Source organism: Halomonas sp. MS1 (assembly GCF_024182575.1).
Classification (GTDB): domain Bacteria; phylum Pseudomonadota; class Gammaproteobacteria; order Pseudomonadales; family Halomonadaceae; genus Vreelandella.
Genome location: NZ_CP098926.1, coordinates 1,232,308 through 1,249,351, shown reverse-complemented (window position 1 = coordinate 1,249,351; position 17,044 = coordinate 1,232,308). Strand labels below are relative to the sequence as shown.

The window sequence follows — 17,044 nt, the reverse complement described above, 5'->3', positions numbered from 1 at the left end:
TTCTAAGAGCTCCCCCCCCCCCCTTCCAAAAAATTAAACTTAAATTAGTGCGAGGCAATGTTATGACCAGACCACAAGCAAGCAGTCATCAGCAAATAGATAACGATCAGGTAATTGTCACCCGTTGGGACTTCCCTCCTGGAGCAGAAACCGGCTGGCATCGTCACGATCATGATTATGTGATTGTGCCAATTCACGACGGCAAGATGCTACTCGAAACGCCAGAAGGTAACCGTGAAGTGATGCTACAAGCAGGTGTATGCTACAACCGTGTAGAAGGCACCGAACATAATGTCATCAATATTGGCGAGAACGCTTTTTCTTTTGTTGAAGTTGAGCTGAAGTAACGCAGGCAGCCTCAAGTAAGCTAAAGGCTTGAGGCGTTTTCCTTCGCTTTTAGGCTTATCAAACGCGTTGTTCCCCTCTTGAAAGGAAAACCGTGTCCCTCGGGGTTAATGCATTGCGAACTTGCTGCCCCAGACCCGCACTGGCTGAGACGCCGTAGGGAGAAGCGTTTCTGCGAAAAAAGATCATGGGTTTCTTGGGAGACGTAAAGCGGAATGACCATTAAGGAGCTATGCCGTCAGAATGGTTGTCCGTAAGCCAGTTACTATTGCTATCGATAAGGCTTGAAAAGCCCTATTTAGCTCCCTCCATGAGATAGACCTCATTCCATCAGTCTCGCCATTTTTGAGCAGCGAGTCACATTTTGGGCATGGTATAAACTAAAGTCGGGGTTTCTGGTATGAGTTCGATAGCAGTAATCTATGGGAATAAAATGCGAATAGTTGTTCGCTTTGCGAACTTAAAATATAAGTACTCTAACCCATGAAGAGTCCACTATGAAAAAAATTCTAAACGCTCTTTGCACTGCTACCTGCGGTGGTGCCGTCGCACTATCTCTCTCTGTGTCCACTGCTCAAGCACAGGATTGGCCCACTGATGATGTACGCTTGGTGGTTCCCTATGCGCCTGGTGGCACTACTGATGTGTTATCGCGTCGTGTGGCCGACTTGCTACAGGAAGAACTCGATACCAATGTGGTGGTAGAAAACCGCCCAGGGGCTGGCTCTACTGTTGCTACTGGCCGTTTGGCTCGCGGTGGTCGTGATATCGATCACACCATATTAATGGCGTCACCTGGGCATACCATTGGCGCTGCTATTTATCCTGGTCTCACCTACGATCCGGTCGAGGACTTCGTATTCATTCAGAATATGATTGATATTCCTAACGTGATGGTGGTACCGGCTGACAGCCCATACAACAGCGTGCTTGAGTTTGTTGAGGCAGCGAAAGAACAGAATATGACCTTTAGTCACAGTGGTGTGGGTAGTTCTATCCACATGTCTGGTGAGCTGTTTAAGACGCTGACTGAAACCAATATGACTGCAGTACCTTTTGCTGGCAGTGGTGCAGCCCTACCAGCCTTACTGGGAGGTGATGTCGATGTCTCTTTCGAGAACATGCCGACGGTGTTCTCGCATATTCAATCCGGCGATTTGAGAGCGCTGGCGGTTACTTCAGCTGAGCGTTCTGAATTCCTACCAGATGTGCCAACCCTCAAGGAAATTGGTGAGTATAACCTCGACCAGTTTGTCACTACCGCTTGGTTTGGCCTGATTGCCCATCACTCTTTCCCCGAAGAAGCGACAGTTGCCATGCAAAAAGCGTTGCAAGATGTGATGGAGCGCGAGGAGTTCACTAGCTTTGTCGAGCAGCTGGGTGCAGAGAAAGGCACTATCGCTGGTGATGAGTTCAAAGCCTTCATCGCTGATGAAGTTGCTCGCTGGGACGAAGTGGCGACTGAAGCCGGTATTCGTCAAGAGTAAGTGATTGGCTAGTACCTAGCATGGCGAGGCGAGGGTTACGACCCTCGCCTCAATTGGTTTCCTTGTAGAGCTTTTTTACGTCTTTACGTCGAGAGAGTACCCCGATGACGAAGTTTCAATCTACCGGTGGCACGCTGATCAAGGATCCGTGGGATGTAGTCGCCGGGGTTATGCTGCTGGGCTTCTCCCTGCTGCTGCTTTTCTATCTGGTTCCCAATTACATTGGTCAACCTCCCATCATGCAGAATCCGATGATGTCGCCGCGCTGGTTGCCGAACATTGTGGGCTGGTTGCTGCTGGTGTTCTCGGTACTGATGATTATTCAAGGTGTGCTAATTGCTGACGATGCCGAAGATAGCGGGCGTCGTTTTGAGCGTGGTCCGTTATTGCGCTTTGCGCTGATGGCATTATCTCTGGTTGTCTACGCTGGCCTGTTTGAGATGTTAGGCGCGGTAATCAGTGGCATCCTCGCCACCTTGATACTTTTTATCGCCCACCCGGTGCGTACTTGGTGGGTTTACGGTCTAGCTATCGTTTTCCCAACGGGCGTGACGCTACTGTTTACGGGGATTATGAACGTACCGCTGCCGATGTGGCCGTTCTGAGCTCACTGCCACCTTTAAGGTCTGGTGATTTATGGAAAACATTACAGAAGTACTACAGCTGTTTCTGGCCACAGAGAACTTTGTGGCAATAGCTGTAGGGGTGGTGGTTGGCGTTACTGTCGGCTCTATCCCGGGTCTTACTGCCACGATGGCGGTGGCCTTGGCACTACCGTTTACTTTTTCTATGGAGCCGGTCGCGGCCATACTGTTATTGGTGGGTATTTATAAGGGTGGTATGTATGGCGGCTCAATCACCGCTATTTTGATTCGTACGCCGGGTTCGCCAGCTTCAGCCTGTACGTTACTAGATGGCTATCCGATGGCGCAGCAAGGAGAAGCGAAAAAAGCGCTTAAGATGGCGCTCTATTCGTCGGTGATTGCGGATTTCATTTCTAATATTGCATTGATCTTTTTTGCTGCTTATTTAGCCAAGATTGCACTTAACTTCGGTGCACCAGAGTTCTTTTGGCTGATCTGTTTTTCTTTGACTATTATCATCTCGCTTGCCAGTGGCTCAATGATCAAAGGGTTGATTGCGGCTCTTTTGGGTATCCTGCTTTCATTGGTAGGGCTCGATTCAGTGTTTGGTTCGCAGCGTTTGACCTTTGGCAACTACAACTTGATGGACAGTATCTCGTTCATTCCGCTATTGATCGGTCTGTTTGCGATACCTGAAATTATCGAATTTTATCGCAAAAAGGTGATACCTCACCTCCGTGCCAAGGCGAGTGGTGCTGGTGTGTCTTTCAGCGAGCTCAAGGGCAGCCTCAAAAGCATCGTTCGAGGTAGTTTGATCGGTGTCATTATCGGCGCTATCCCAGGCACTGGGGCAACTGCAGCGGCTTTCATCTCGTACAGTGATGCCAAGCGTCGTTCACCCCACCCAGAGCGTTTTGGAAAGGGAGAAGTAGAAGGGGTCGCTGCTTCCGAAGCAGGTAACAACGGTGTCGCTGGAGCCACGCTGATCCCACTGCTGTCATTAGGAATTCCCGGTGATGTGATCACCGCTATTATCCTGGGAGCCTTCATGGTCCATGGGTTGACCCCGGGCCCACTGCTGTTTCAGGAAAACCTGCCGCTCATCTATGCACTTTTCCTCGGTATCATGCTCAGTTCCGTGATCTTGTTATTTGTGGGGAATGCAGCAATCCGTTACTTCTCCCTGATCGCAGATATTCCTAAATCGATTCTTTTTCCGATTGTGTTGATGTTCTGCGTATATGGGGCTTATGCGGTCAATAATGATACTTTCGATGTGTGGTTGATGTTGGCTTTTGGGGTTCTGGGTTATGTGTTTAATCGTACCGGTATCCCGGCTGCCCCCTTCCTAATAGGCTTCATTTTAGGGCCTATGTTCGAGGATAACCTGCGTCGCTCGCTGTTAATCGGTTCCAACGATCTGTCGATTTTCGTACGTGGTCCGATCACCTGGTTCTTCATCGCTCTAACCTTAGGCTCCATATTGCTGGCCCTTTATCGTTTTATTACCTCGCGGCAAAAAGCGAAACAGAGTGCGAGTGAGCCTGGGGCGGGGGCGTGATGCTGTCGACCTTACGCTAAGTGGTGTTTTGCCTTAAGCCCGCGAAGTGGGCTTAAGGCGCAAGGAAATCGAGCCGGCCACCGTAGGGTGCCGGCTTTTTTTTACTAGTGAGGTGGAGCCAACCATGAGTTCCAGCATAAAGATGCCAGTTGCAAACGTATGGTCTAGCCGTTTGCTAGCGGGTGTGGCAGTGCTAACTGTGGTGCATTTATTGAGTGGTGCAACGTGGGCCGCAAGCGTGGCTCAACTACTACTGGCAGGTTTTCTAGTGCTAGGTTGGACCCGTTTTAGCTCGATGGCTCGTATGCTTGCGTTGGCCTGTGTTGCAGTGTCATTTTTTGCACTGTGGCGACTTCCTTCTCCTTGGATAGTGCTTTATGAGGCGGCTAATGGCTTTGTCTTTCTGGCAGCGTTCATGGCGGCACTTGCAGTGCTGCGCTTGCCAGCTTATCGGTCGAGACTCATTCGTCGCTGTGGACAGAGCCTACTGTTGCAGCCTCCCACATGGCGTTATCCGATGCTCTCGTTGGGGTCTACCTTATTCGGTATCGTGCTCAACTTTGGCGTGTTGAACTTGTTCATGTCGATGATCGATAAGGCTAATACGCTCGGTTCGGCACAGGGGCGAGTGTGGCTGCAGGAGGTGCGTCGCCGACGCATGCTCTTGGCAACCTTGCGCGGCTTTACCTTGGCTCCTCTGGTTTCCCCGTTAGGTATCGGTGTTGCGGTGGTTTTGGGTAACCTGGAACCGCTGACCTGGGGTCAGCTCTTTCCTTATGTGCTGGCATCGGCAGTCGCGCTATTTCTGCTGGGGTGGGCTTGTGATCAGATTGCTGGTCCTCGTCCGAGCGCCAGCGCAGCAGGGAACGAGAGGCCTTCATTGATACCGCTAGTAGCTTTTAGCCTGCTGCTGTTGGCTCTAGTCCTGCTTGTTTTTGCACTTGCCACCATGCTATCGCTGCGATTGCCTCAGGCTGTCGTGATCGGTGTGCCTCTGGGAGCCTGGGTATGGTTGGCTTGGCAGTGCCGTGATATTGGGTATGCTGGCGTGTGGTCAGCCACTGCTTTGCTCTCCCGCCGTCTGCCTGATGTGCTGGGTGGGATTGGTAATGAGGTCGTCGCGCTGGGTTCAGGTGCTTATCTTGGATATCTCAGCGTGGCGCTGCTTAATCCGGCCCAGCTGGATGGGGTGGCATCACTCCTTATCGCTGCTGGCAATTGGTTGCCAGCACTCGCGCTCTTACTGATCGTGGTGCTTGCCCAGATAGGCGTCAATCCCATTATCAGCGTGACCTTCTTAACCAGCATGGTCGCCCAGGTAGGGCTAGAGGGGGTGTCATTGCCGTTGTTGGCGGCGGCGATGCTGGTAGGGTGGTCATTGACGATGGTGTCGTCGCCGTTCACGGCGGCAATGATGATTATGTCGCGCTTCACCGGTATAACGGCGGGCCAAATTGGCCTGCGCTGGAACGGAGCATTTCTGGCGGCCTCGTTGATGATGGCCGCCGTACTTTTTCGATTAGCAAGCTGAGTTATTGCTTCACCCTACCGTGACACCACCGCAAACGAATAATGTTTGTCCCGTGATGAAACTGCTGCGTGGGTCGCAGAAGAAACTAACTGCTTGAGCAACATCATCAGGTTGCCCCATACGCTGGACAGGGATGTTCTCAATGATACGGCGCGCACGCTCTGAGTCGGGTGGGTTGTTCTCCCAGAACGCTGTCGTGGCAATAGGTCCTGGTGCCACACAGTTAACCGTAATGCCATCAGCGGCTAGTTCTAGGGCCCAGGTGCGGGCCATCGACTGTAATGCTCCTTTCGTCGCGCTATAAAGGGTGCGGGCCTCTTTGCCGAGCACCACGCGGCTGGCATTCATAACAATACGTCCCTGGCCATGCTGCCGCATATAGGGAAGAAGAGACTGGGTACATACCAACGCGGAGCGCACGTTGAGGTGCATCAAAGAATCGAAGTCCTCAATACGGGTATCGTCGAGAAGCGCAGGACGCACTATGCCAACATTATTGACAAGACACGTCACCGGGTGGGCGTCAGCGATTTTTTCGAGCACTTGGCGGGTCGCATCAATATCACTCAGGTCGACTAGGTGTGCATCGGCCTTTAATGATTCTGCCTCTGGCGCCTCAATGTCGAGGACAATGGTGCGATAGCCATCTTGTTGCAAGCGCAACGCAATGGCTTGGCCGATGTTGCGGGCGCCGCCGGTGACGATAGCAAAGGGTTGTGGCATGGGTTACATCCTTCTAGTTAAAGGCGCGTAGGGCAGAATAGCGGACGAGGGGGATGAATGACCTGACGGCAACGGGGAGGCCTACGGTCATCAGCAAACACCCGCTATTGAGCGTCGCGAATCATGTTGCGCGAGATGATTACCTGTTGGATTTGGGTGGTGCCTTCATAGAGCCTGAATAGGCGTACATCGCGATAGAACCGCTCAACGGCGTATTCGCTTATATAGCCAGCGCCGCCATGAATTTGCACACCGCGGTCGGCGACCCTGCTGCACATTTCGGTAGCGAACATCTTTGCGCAGGAGGCCTCGGTGCTAACGTTCTGGCCCTCATCACGCTTGCGTGCAGCATCTAGAACCATGCAGCGAGCGGCATAAATCTCGGCCTTGGAGTCGGCCAGCATGCCCTGGATAAGCTGGAATTCGGCAATAGGCTTGCCAAATTGTTGGCGTTCCATTGCAAAGCGTAGGGAGTCATCTAGAACACGCTCAGCGGCCCCTACGGCAATGGCGGCAATATGCAGGCGTCCCTTATCCAAAACTTTCATGGCGGTCTTAAATCCGACGCCTTCTTGTTCGCCAATCAGTGCGCTGACCGGTACGCGTACATTATCGAAGATTACATCAGCGGTGTGGGCGCCTTTTTGGCCCATCTTCTTATCGCGTTTACCAATGGTAATGCCGGGGGTGTCGGCTTCAACGATAAAGGCGCTAATGCTCTTGGCGCCTTTGATCTCCAGATTAGTGCGTGCCATTACGGTAAAAATACCGGCATGCGGGGCGTTGGTGATGTAGCGTTTGGTACCGTTAATCAAGTAGTCGTCGCCATCTTTTATAGCGGTAGTGCGCAGCGAGGCGGCGTCAGAACCGGAGTCGGGCTCCGTTAGGCAGAATGCACTCAGAATCTCGCCGCTGGCCAATCGGGGCAAGTAGTTAGCTTTCTGCTCGTGGGTGCCGTCTAGCAGGATGCCGATTGAACCGATGCCGTTGTTAGTACCGATGAAGGAGCGGAAGGCGGGAGATGTCCTACCCAGCTCGAAAGCAATATTGACTTCTTCCTCCATGGTCACACCAAGACCACCATATTCTTCGGGAATAGTGAGCCCAAAGAGACCCATATCACGCATCTGTGAGGCAATGTCATCGGGGATTTCATCGCTTTCAGCTATTTCTTCCTCACGCGGAATTAACGCTTCTTTAACAAAGCTACGTATGGAGTCGAGCAGGAGCTGCATGGTTTCCTGGTCACGAATCATGTGTGCCTCTTAATGTAAGGTAAGTAGATCGTTGGAGTCGTGGGTTTTACGAGATCTGGGTCTTTATATCGTTGACCAACTGGACTAATTGGGGCCCGATAGACTCTTCCAGCTTTTCCCGTGATATCTGGAACTCAGGGCCACCACAGTTGAACGACAGAATTCCCAACTGCGGGTGATGGAGGGGCACCGCAACGGCATTCACTTTTCGTTGCCATTCTCCAATCGACAAACAGTAGCCATAATCGGTGTAGTCTCGAAAAGCACGTTCTAGTGCTTTGCGAATAACAGGCCAGTCGCCGGGATAAGACTCCCGCAGGTGGTCCATTAGCGTGTCTGCCTCTTGTGGAGGTAGAGCAGCCAAATAGGCACGTCCCGCCGAGCTTTGGTGAAGGGGAAGACGCGTACCAGTTTGGCGACGGATGGTGGAACGTAGAGAACTCTGAACCACATCTAGATAAACCATGTCTAGGCGATCTCGGGCAGACATGGCCACTGTCGCACCGACTTCGTCGGCGAGATTTACCATCAAAGGTTGGGCAATCGCACGAATCGGCAGGTTGGATAGCATGGAATAGCCAAAGGCCATAACGCCCACATCCAATTGATACTTCCCTCGTGATAGAGGGCGCAGATAGCCCAGCCGGGCGAGAGTATGCGTGAGCCGACTAACAGTGGGGCGTGGTAGCCCCGACTTCCTAGCCAGATCGAGGTTGCTTAGGGCACTCTCGCTTGGAGTGAAGCAGCGTAGTAGTTCAAGCCCTCTCGCCAACGCAGTTACAAACTGCCGGTCCTTCTCCTGCTCGCCCGCCGCATTCATCGGGTCTATTACGATCTGAAAATCGCCCTGATTGTCTGTTGTCTTCACCGATTTCTGCCTCGTTCGAGGTTTTTGGACAGATTGATTTTGCAGCTTGCTGTCGATAAATGTCAATCATGCAGTCTTAATGTCCGCAAAGCGGACATTTTTATGTTGCAATATAGAGCGTTTTAGAAATTACGTATTGAATATAAATATTTGATAAATATGTATTTTTATTATGGTTGTTTTTCGACAGATTGACAGTTATTCCAAAAGCTGTGTAAGTTTTATCTCTTATCAAAACATTTGTCCGTAATGCGGACATTATTGGTGGCGAAATTTTGCATGATAAACAAACAGAGCTCTTCCGAGGTCTATCTTGCCTCGCTTGATGATGGGGTGGCGGTGGTTCGTATTGATCGGCCGCATGCCAAGAATGCTCTCAATGGAACGGTGAGGTGCCAGTTAGCCGAGCTTTTTTCGTCTCTAACTCGGCAGGATGAGGTGAGAGTCATTGTACTGACCGGGGGCGAGCAGGTGTTTGTTGCAGGTGCTGATGTAAAGGAGTTTGCTGAAGCCTCTCCGACCGAAATGCATCTACGCCACAATGAGCGTTTCTGGGAGCCGGTGGCACGCTGTCCTAAGCCAGTGATCGCCGCAGTTAATGGGTTTGCTCTGGGAGGTGGCTGTGAGCTTGCCATGCACTGCGACATCATCATCGCGGGGGAGTCGGCACGGTTTGGGCAGCCAGAGGTCAAGCTGGGTCTAATGCCTGGCGCAGGTGGGACACAACGGCTAGTACGAGCAGTGGGGAAATTTCAGGCCATGCGCATGCTGATGACCGGCTGCATGGTATCAGCGGCAGAGGCGTTGGCCATGGGACTGGTTAGCGAAGTGGTGAGTGATGATCGGACACTGGAACGCGCCACAGTACTGGCACAAGAAATCGCGCATTTGCCTGCTCTAGCGCTAGAGCACATCAAAGAAACGGTGCTCATGGGGGCTGATCTGCCCTTAGAGAGCGCTTTGGTTCTCGAACGTAAAGCTTTTCAGCTGCTTTTTGACACTGTGGATCAGAAAGAGGGGGCTGCTGCCTTTATCGAGAAGCGCAAACCGAGCTACCGAGGAGAACCCTAATGGCGAGAAAAGTGAACCGGCTGGGGATTGTCGGCACAGGAGTGATGGGGGCTGGAATAGCCCAGATCGCTGCGCAGGCAGGGCTGGAGGTCGTGCTGTTTGATAGCCGCGATGGGGCAGCCCGTGCTGCACGTGATGGTTTGCAAGGAACGTTCGATAAATTGGTTAGCAAGGGCAAAGTATCGCGGGAGTCTGCTGGAGCCGCTTTGTCGCTTCTTACCATCGCCGAATCGATGAAGTCTTTTGCGGATTGCGATGTGGTTATTGAGGCAATCATCGAGGATCTGGGAATCAAGCAACGCTTATTTGGCGACCTCGAAGCGATCGTTTCGCGAGATTGTATCCTCGCTACCAATACCTCTTCACTGTCGGTCACCGCTATTGCTGCGGAGCTAACTTATCCTGGTCGGATGGCTGGTTTCCACTTCTTCAATCCTGTTCCGCTGATGAAGGTCGTCGAGGTGATCGGGGGAGTCAATACCGATGAAGCTGTCGTTAATACACTGCTGGAGCTGGCAAGCCAACTTGGACATGCAGGTGTGCGTGCCCAGGACTCCCCTGGCTTTATTGTCAATCATGCTGGACGTGCCTACAGCACGGAAGGCCTGAAGATTTTAGAAGAGCAGGTGGCGCCGGTTGACGATATCGACCGGATTCTTCGCGAGGAGGCTGGTTTCCGAATGGGGCCACTCGAACTTTTTGATTTGACTGGCCTCGATGTTTCGCATCCTGCAATGGAGTCGATTTTCACGCAGTTCTATCACGACCCGCGTTATAGGCCTTCTTATATATCCCGGCAAATGCTGAAAGGGAATCGCCTGGGCCGCAAGACGGGGGTGGGCTTTTATCGCTATGAAGGTGGACAAAAAGTCGCCGCGCTGGCGCCACAGCCAGTGCCTACGATCAGTGATTTCCCGCCGTTCTGGGTGGGATGCGAGGACATCGACCTACGTGAGCAGGTCGTGTCACTGCTGGTGTCGCTTGGCGGGCGAGTGGAAAGGACAGATTCACCATCGGAAGAAGCGCTCTGCTTACTACTCCCCTTTGGTGATGATGCGGTGAGTGCGAGTGCGTATTTCGGTGTCGACCCTGAACGCACACTCTGCCTCGACGCATTTATGGGGCTGGAGCGGCATCGCACACTGATGATGACACCCGTCACGCTACAGCAGATGTGCGACGCTGCTCACGCATTATTGGCCTCTGATGGAACCGCAGTGACCGTGATTCGTGACAGCGTGGGGTTTGTCTCTCAACGTGTGCTGGCCGCAGTGGTTAATCTAGCCTGTGATATTGCTCAGCGTGGGATTGCCACGCCTACCGATATCGATAATGCCGTTAGATTGGGACTTAATTATCCCTATGGACCGTTGGCATGGGGAGATGCGTTAGGCCCGAAGAGGTTGCTTGCCATTCTTGAGCGCATCAATGCCTTAACGGGGGATCCACGCTATAGGCCAAGCCCGTGGCTGCGGCGTCGCGCAACGCTTGGCGTATCACTGTTACATGAAGCACCGAGTGTTCGGTGATGTTGAGGTTGATTATGTTAGTTGAAACGAGGTGGGTGTCATGGGAGCACTGACGGGAATTCGTGTGCTTGACCTAAGCCGAGTACTGGCTGGCCCCTGGTGCAGCCAAGTATTGGCCGATCTTGGCGCGGATGTCATCAAGGTAGAGCGCGTAGGGCGAGGCGATGACACGCGTGCTTGGGGCCCGCCATACATGAAAGATACTCAGGGTAACGAGACTCCGGAAACCTCGTATTACCAATCCTCCAATCGCAATAAGCGCTCGGTGGCTGTCGATATTACCACCGAAAAAGGGCAGGAAGTTGTTCGTGCATTGGCGGCTGAGAGCGACGTGCTGGTCGAGAACTTCAAAGCGGGCTCCCTAAAGAAGTATGGGTTGGATTATGAATCACTCTCCAATCTCAATCCGAGGTTAATCTACTGCTCCATTACGGGGTTTGGCCAGACAGGGCCTCGCGCGCAGGAACCTGGCTATGATTTCATTATCCAGGGGATGGGTGGGCTCATGAGCATCACCGGGGAGCGTGATGGCGTTCAGGGGGGCGGCGCGCAAAAAGTGGGGGTGGCTGTCACCGATGTGATGACAGGGCTTTACTCGGTTATTGCCATTCAGGCTGCGCTACTGGCACGTGAAAAATCTGGTCGCGGCCAGCATTGCGACATGGCGCTGCTGGATGTGCAGGTGGCGGCATTAGGCAACCAGAGCCAGAACTATTTAAGCACAGGCGTTTCACCTGGGCGCTATGGTAATGCGCATGCCAACATTGTGCCTTACAACTCCTTTCGTGCCAGTGATAAGGACTTCATTATTGCTTGTGGCAACGATTCTCAGTTTGCCGCGCTGTCCAGCGCAATTGGGTTGCCAGAGCTTTCTGCTGATCCTCGGTTTTCAAAAAATGAAAGTCGGGTCAGAAACAGAGATGCGATCACCCAGATTCTCTCAGAACATTTTAAACGCGATACAGCGGAAGCGTGGGTAAAAAAAATCAGCAACGCCAGGGTACCGGTCGGGCTAATTAACGACATTGCCGACGCACTAGCAGAGCCCCAGGTGGATGCCCGTGGCATGCTGGTCAATATCCCCCATTCTCTGAATCCTGACTTCAAGATGGTGGGTAGCCCAATTCACCTTTCCGACACGCCCGTAGAGTACCGAAGACCAGCACCACTGCTGGGACAAGATACTAACGATGTACTCGCCGAGTATCTTGGTCTTTCGCCAGAGCAGTTATCGCAGTTGAAAAATGACAGCGTACTAGGATAACCCATGCCTCCAAGTCGCCGACGACGGCTTGGTGGGTGATCTTTGCGAGGTTCTGCCAGGGCTCAAGGGTAAGCTGTAATGTTAAACACCAATTAAATATTATTAGATGGGCGTGCATAATGAACGACACGATTAAGTTATTGAAATCTCATCGCTCAATTAGAAAGTTTGAAGAGCGGGAAATTTCGCCGGAGTTATTGATAGAGCTGATTCGTACAGGGCAAGCAGCAGCAACCTCCAGCCATATACAGGCATATAGCATAATACATGTCACCGATAAGCATTTACGTGACCAGTTAGTCGAGCTGACAGGCGGGCAAAAATACGTAGCGAGCAGCAGTGACTTTCTGGTTTTTTGCGCCGATATGAAGCGTCCACTTGAAGCGGCGAGAAGTACAGGGGAAAACGTCGTGAGTGGTATGACCGAGCAGCTTTTGGTTGCTACGGTAGACGTTTCACTGGTAGCACAAAACATCGCGATTGCGGCGGAGTCAGAAGGGCTAGGAATTTGCTACATAGGAGGTATACGCAATAATCCACAAGCCGTGAGCGAACTGCTAAGTTTGCCACACCATGTATATCCTGTATTTGGTATGTGTATTGGTTATCCTGCACAAGATCCGGATATTAAGCCGCGGTTACCCGTTGAAGCTATCGTCAAAAAGAACAGATACAGTGATGATTCAGAGCATGTGAATGCTTTTAATCTCACCATGCATCACTATTACCAGACCCGCAAAGGGGGAAATAAAGTTTCAGACTGGTCTCAGAGTTTAGCCCCACTTTTTAATCAAAAGCTGCGTTCGCATATGCAAGAATTTCTTATTGATAAAGGCTTTGAAATGAAGTGAGGAATAGTTTTCAGATCTAATAGACAGTCTATCGCCACTCTTTTGTGTGGCTGGCTGTTTGATACACGCTTATATCCAGCTGTTTATGGCGAGCCGTCTAGTTGAGCGTTTGACACAGGCGGCTTGCTTGGCTGGTTTAACGGATGATCGCCGTTACGAAGCCGCGGTCATCAGGTTTTAGCATCTCATTTTAGCCTTTTTCCTCCATCAGTGCCCCCTCGCTGAAATAACCTTACTAGCACATAGCCAATATAGTATGTTGTTCAAATAGCGACCAATTGAACGATTTTTAGACATTATAAAGACAGATTAAGCACTCAACGACACGTTATTATAGGCATAACGACTTCCGACGGTGACGTAATGCCACGAAAGGAGACAAGCAGTGGGACAACCAAAAGTAACGGTCCTTCACGGACCTAATTTAAATCTTTTAGGCGTTCGCCAACCAGACGTTTACGGCTATGAGACGCTAGACGATGTTAATAACGCTTTGGCTGAAACAGCTGAGAGACAGGGCTGGGATATCAGCTGTTTTCAAAGCAATCACGAGGGCGAATTGATTGACGCCATTCATGCGGCGCGTCTCGATGGCACGCTGGCTATCATCATAAACCCGGCCGCTTATACCCATACGTCTGTCGCTATCCTGGATGCGCTCAATGCCTTTGAAGGTAGGGTCATTGAGGTGCATATCTCAAATGTCCATAAACGCGAAAGCTTCCGTCATCACTCCTATGTCTCGCAGCGGGCAGATGGGGTCATTGCGGGGCTTGGGACGGAGGGTTACCAGGCCGCTTTAAACGCCATTATAAAATCCTGCGTTTAAACGGTACGCGAAGCCGTACGAGGGCAAAAAGCAGTGCAAAGACCATAAAGATATCTCCTTCATGAAAAGCTGCGTAACGCTTGTGACCCGACGCTATACCTTGGTAGTAGCTTATGCCAAGTAGCGCGTGCATCTGCCTGGCTTAAGAATGAATAATTATCTGAAATAATAGGGTTTTTACCGAAATTAATGAGAGGGGAGGCTTAGCCTCCCCTTTTGTATGCGTGCTTGGTGGGGTTTGACGAGTGAATATGACGGGAGTAAATTGTTCGCACTACAAATCAAAGTTCGTTATTCGAACTTGTCGAGAGTCACTGCCAGGAGGAGACCTATGGCTGAGTTCTTGAGCTTGCATGACGCGGTAGCGCGCTACGTCGAAGATGGCGCCACCGTTGCCATGGAAGGCTTTACCCACCTGATTCCGTTTGCCGCGGGCCACGAAGTGATCCGTCAGAAAAAGCGCGACCTGACGCTGATCCGTATGACCCCCGATATCATCTACGACCAAATGATTGGCGCGGGCTGTGCTAAAAAGGTGATCTTCTCCTGGGGTGGTAATCCCGGCGTGGGCTCGCTGCATCGACTGCGCGATGCGGTTGAGAAAGGCTGGCCGCGCAAAATTGAGATTCTTGAACACAGTCATGCCGCGATGGCCTGCGCCTTTGAGGCCGGGGCTGCTGGCCTGCCAATGGCTGTGCTGCGTGGCTATGTCGGTAGTGAGCTGCCGAGCGTGAATGATCAAATCAAATTTATTGAGTGCCCGTTTACCGGTGAACGCCTAGCGGCGGTTCCTTCTGTGCGGCCGGATGTGTCGATCATTCACGCCCAGCGGGCGGATCGACAAGGTAATGTGCTGGTGGAAGGTATTGTTGGCGTACAGAAAGAGGCGGTGTTGGCTGCTAAGCACAGCATTGTCACCGTGGAAGAGATTGTCGATGACCTGAACGCTCATCCCAATGCTTGTGTGATTCCTGGCTGGGCGATTAGTGCTGTTGCCGTGGCAGAAAAGGGCGCGCTGCCTTCGTATACCCATGGCTACTACGGTCGCAGCAACCGCTTCTATAAAGAGTGGGATGCCATTGCTCGTGACCGCGATACCTTTACGCAATGGATCGACAAGAATATCTACGGTGCAGAGGAGCAAGCCTAATGAGTCAGGAATACACCTCTTCTGAAATGATGACTGTGACCGCTGCCCGTGCGTTAGAAAATGGCATGACCTGCTTTGTGGGTATTGGTCTACCTTCTGAAGCCGCCAACCTGGCACGCCTAACCCATGCGCCTGAGGTCGTGCTGATTTATGAGTCCGGCACCCTGCAAACCAAGCCTGAGATTCTGCCGCTCTCTATTGGTGACGGTGAGCTGTGCGAATCAGCGTTGACCACGGTGGCCGTGCCAGAGATGTTCCGTTACTGGTTACAAGGTGGCAAAGTGAACGTGGGCTTTTTAGGCACTGCGCAAATCGACCGCTTTGCCAACCTTAACACCACGTTGATCGGTGATTACAAAGCGCCCAAGGTTCGTTTGCCGGGCGGCGGCGGTGCGCCGGAAATCGCCACCAACGCTGGTGAAGTGTTTATTACCTTGAAGCACTCAAAGCGCGCGTTTGTGAAAGATGTCGACTTCGTCACCACGCTAGGCTTTGGCCGTGATGGCAAAGGACGCGATAACGTTCCCAATATTGGCAAGGGTCCCACGCGGGTCATTACCGACCTATGCGTGATGAAGCCCGACCCGGACACCAAAGAGCTGGTCGTCGTCTCGCTACACCCCGGCGTCACCCGTGAAGACGTGATTGACGCAACCGGTTGGGATATTCGCTTTGCCGAACAGCTGGAGAGCACGCCGGAACCGAACCCCAACGAGCTTGAAATATTGCGCGAACTGAAAGCACGCACCGAGCGTGCCCACGCGGGTGAATAAGGAGCTTTGTATGAGTGATGTCTATTTATGCCACCCGCGCCGCACTGCCGTTGGCCGCTTCGCTGGTACCTTGGCCAGCGTGCGCCCCGATGATTTCGCCGCGACGATTTTTAAAGCCGTACTGGCGGAAGTGCCGGATCTTGACCCTGCTGCCATTGACGAAGTGTTTATGGGCTGCGCCAACCAGGCCGGTGAAGACAACCGCAACGTGGCACGTATGTCGTCGCTGCTGGCGGGCATCCCGACCTCGGTACCCGGCACAACCATGAACCGCCTGTGTGGTTCGGGCATGGACGCGGTCGGTACCGCGTTTCGCGCGATTAAAGCGGGCGAAATGGAGCTGGCACTGGCAGGCGGCGTGGAGTCCATGTCGCGAGCGCCCTACGTGATGGGCAAGGCTGAAGGCGCTTTTGCGCGCGGGCAAAAGATCGAAGATACCACCATCGGCTGGCGCTTTATCAACCCGCTGATGAAGAAAGCCTACGGCGTTGATTCGATGCCAGAAACGGCGGAAAACGTTGCCGAGCAGTTCACTATCTCTCGGGAAGATCAGGATGCCTTTGCCCTGCGCTCTCAGCAGAAAGCCGCTGCCGCCCAAAAAGCGGGGCGCTTTGCCCAAGAGATCACCGCCATCGAGATTCCCCGCCGCAAGCAGGCGCCGCTAATCTTTGATCAGGATGAGCACCTGCGGGAAACCTCCCTGGAAAAACTGGCAGGGTTGCCTACGCCGTTCCGTGAAGGCGGTAGCGTGACCGCAGGCAATGCGTCGGGCGTTAACGACGGTGCGGCGGCGATGCTGGTGGCCAGTGACGCGGCGGTTAAACAGCATGGTCTGACACCGATGGCGAAAATTATTGGCATGGCCACGGCCGGCGTTGAGCCGCGCATCATGGGATATGGTCCGGTACCTGCTGTGCAAAAACTGCTTAAACGCACTGGTGTCACCATGGATGATATCGATGTGTTTGAGTTCAACGAAGCGTTCGCTGCCCAGGCACTGGCCTGCATGCGTGACTTGGGCCTTAAAGACGACGATCCACGCGTCAACCCTAACGGCGGCGCGATTGCCCTGGGTCACCCGCTGGGTATGTCCGGTGCGCGCCTGTTAATGACCGCTGCTCATGAGCTGCAAAACAGCGGCAAGCGCTATGCATTGTGCACCATGTGTGTAGGCGTGGGTCAGGGTATTGCCACGCTGATTGAACGCGTTTAACGGAGGTAG

General features: G+C 52.6%; 16 protein-coding genes. 13 read left to right on the top strand and 3 right to left on the bottom strand.

What is annotated here, in order from left to right:
• Positions 1 to 62 precede the first annotated feature (62 nt).
• The 5 genes from NF683_RS05530 (at position 63) to NF683_RS05510 (ending at position 5,508) form a co-directional block, all read left to right on the top strand.
• Positions 63 to 347, top strand: coding sequence for a cupin domain-containing protein (locus NF683_RS05530; protein ID WP_253921499.1), 285 nt, complete (start codon positions 63 to 65; stop codon positions 345 to 347).
• A 495-nt stretch (positions 348 to 842) separates the two neighbouring features.
• Positions 843 to 1,832 carry a Bug family tripartite tricarboxylate transporter substrate binding protein gene (locus tag NF683_RS05525; protein ID WP_253921498.1) on the top strand — a complete coding sequence of 330 codons (990 nt, stop codon included), beginning with the start codon at positions 843 to 845 and terminating at the stop codon, positions 1,830 to 1,832.
• Between the two features lie 104 nt (positions 1,833 to 1,936).
• Positions 1,937 to 2,437 (top strand): tripartite tricarboxylate transporter TctB family protein, encoded by a 501-nt coding sequence (locus NF683_RS05520; RefSeq protein WP_089040407.1) that lies wholly within the window; start codon positions 1,937 to 1,939, stop codon positions 2,435 to 2,437.
• A 31-nt stretch (positions 2,438 to 2,468) separates the two neighbouring features.
• Positions 2,469 to 3,977, top strand: coding sequence for a tripartite tricarboxylate transporter permease (locus NF683_RS05515; protein WP_089040408.1), 1,509 nt, complete (start codon positions 2,469 to 2,471; stop codon positions 3,975 to 3,977).
• A 124-nt stretch (positions 3,978 to 4,101) separates the two neighbouring features.
• On the top strand, positions 4,102 to 5,508 hold the full coding sequence (locus tag NF683_RS05510; protein WP_253921497.1) for a hypothetical protein: 1,407 nt from the start codon (positions 4,102 to 4,104) through the stop codon (positions 5,506 to 5,508).
• Between the two features lie 9 nt (positions 5,509 to 5,517).
• Here NF683_RS05510 and NF683_RS05505 read toward each other — a convergent pair whose 3' ends face one another.
• From NF683_RS05505 to NF683_RS05495, 3 genes are all read right to left on the bottom strand, one after another.
• On the bottom strand, positions 5,518 to 6,231 hold the full coding sequence (locus tag NF683_RS05505) for an SDR family NAD(P)-dependent oxidoreductase (RefSeq protein ID WP_125752555.1): 714 nt from the start codon (positions 6,229 to 6,231) through the stop codon (positions 5,518 to 5,520).
• A gap of 104 nt (positions 6,232 to 6,335) precedes the next feature.
• Positions 6,336 to 7,487, bottom strand: a complete 1,152-nt coding sequence (locus NF683_RS05500) for an acyl-CoA dehydrogenase family protein (protein WP_089040410.1) — start codon at positions 7,485 to 7,487, stop codon at positions 6,336 to 6,338.
• A 46-nt stretch (positions 7,488 to 7,533) separates the two neighbouring features.
• The gene (locus NF683_RS05495) at positions 7,534 to 8,355 is read right to left on the bottom strand and encodes an IclR family transcriptional regulator (RefSeq protein ID WP_253921496.1); all 822 of its coding nucleotides are present in this window, start codon (positions 8,353 to 8,355) and stop codon (positions 7,534 to 7,536) included.
• Between the two features lie 279 nt (positions 8,356 to 8,634).
• On the opposite strand from NF683_RS05495, the gene NF683_RS05490 reads away from it, so the two are divergent.
• The 8 genes from NF683_RS05490 to pcaF all read left to right on the top strand — a co-directional run bounded on the left by NF683_RS05490 (position 8,635) and on the right by pcaF (position 17,035).
• Positions 8,635 to 9,426, top strand: a complete 792-nt coding sequence (locus NF683_RS05490) for an enoyl-CoA hydratase (RefSeq protein WP_089040411.1) — start codon at positions 8,635 to 8,637, stop codon at positions 9,424 to 9,426.
• Positions 9,426 to 10,955: a 3-hydroxyacyl-CoA dehydrogenase gene (locus tag NF683_RS05485; RefSeq protein ID WP_253921495.1), complete on the top strand. Its 1,530-nt coding sequence runs from the start codon at positions 9,426 to 9,428 to the stop codon at positions 10,953 to 10,955. The genes NF683_RS05490 and NF683_RS05485 overlap by 1 nt, the downstream gene beginning before the upstream one ends.
• A gap of 40 nt (positions 10,956 to 10,995) precedes the next feature.
• A complete protein-coding gene (locus NF683_RS05480; protein WP_253921494.1) occupies positions 10,996 to 12,219 on the top strand; it encodes a CaiB/BaiF CoA transferase family protein in 1,224 nt (407 codons plus the stop codon).
• A gap of 119 nt (positions 12,220 to 12,338) precedes the next feature.
• A complete protein-coding gene (nfsA, locus tag NF683_RS05475) occupies positions 12,339 to 13,070 on the top strand; it encodes an oxygen-insensitive NADPH nitroreductase (RefSeq protein WP_089040414.1) in 732 nt (243 codons plus the stop codon).
• A 385-nt stretch (positions 13,071 to 13,455) separates the two neighbouring features.
• The gene (gene aroQ, locus NF683_RS05470; protein WP_089040415.1) at positions 13,456 to 13,899 is read left to right on the top strand and encodes a type II 3-dehydroquinate dehydratase; all 444 of its coding nucleotides are present in this window, start codon (positions 13,456 to 13,458) and stop codon (positions 13,897 to 13,899) included.
• Between the two features lie 331 nt (positions 13,900 to 14,230).
• Entirely contained in the window at positions 14,231 to 15,049 is an 819-nt protein-coding gene (locus NF683_RS05465; protein ID WP_089040416.1) for a CoA transferase subunit A, read from the top strand.
• Entirely contained in the window at positions 15,049 to 15,822 is a 774-nt protein-coding gene (locus NF683_RS05460; protein ID WP_089040417.1) for a CoA-transferase subunit beta, read from the top strand. Before NF683_RS05465 ends, NF683_RS05460 begins: the two co-directional genes overlap by 1 nt.
• A 10-nt stretch (positions 15,823 to 15,832) precedes the next feature.
• Complete coding sequence (gene pcaF, locus NF683_RS05455) at positions 15,833 to 17,035, top strand: 3-oxoadipyl-CoA thiolase (protein ID WP_253921493.1); 1,203 nt, start codon at positions 15,833 to 15,835, stop codon at positions 17,033 to 17,035.
• The last annotated feature ends 9 nt before the right edge of the window (positions 17,036 to 17,044 follow it).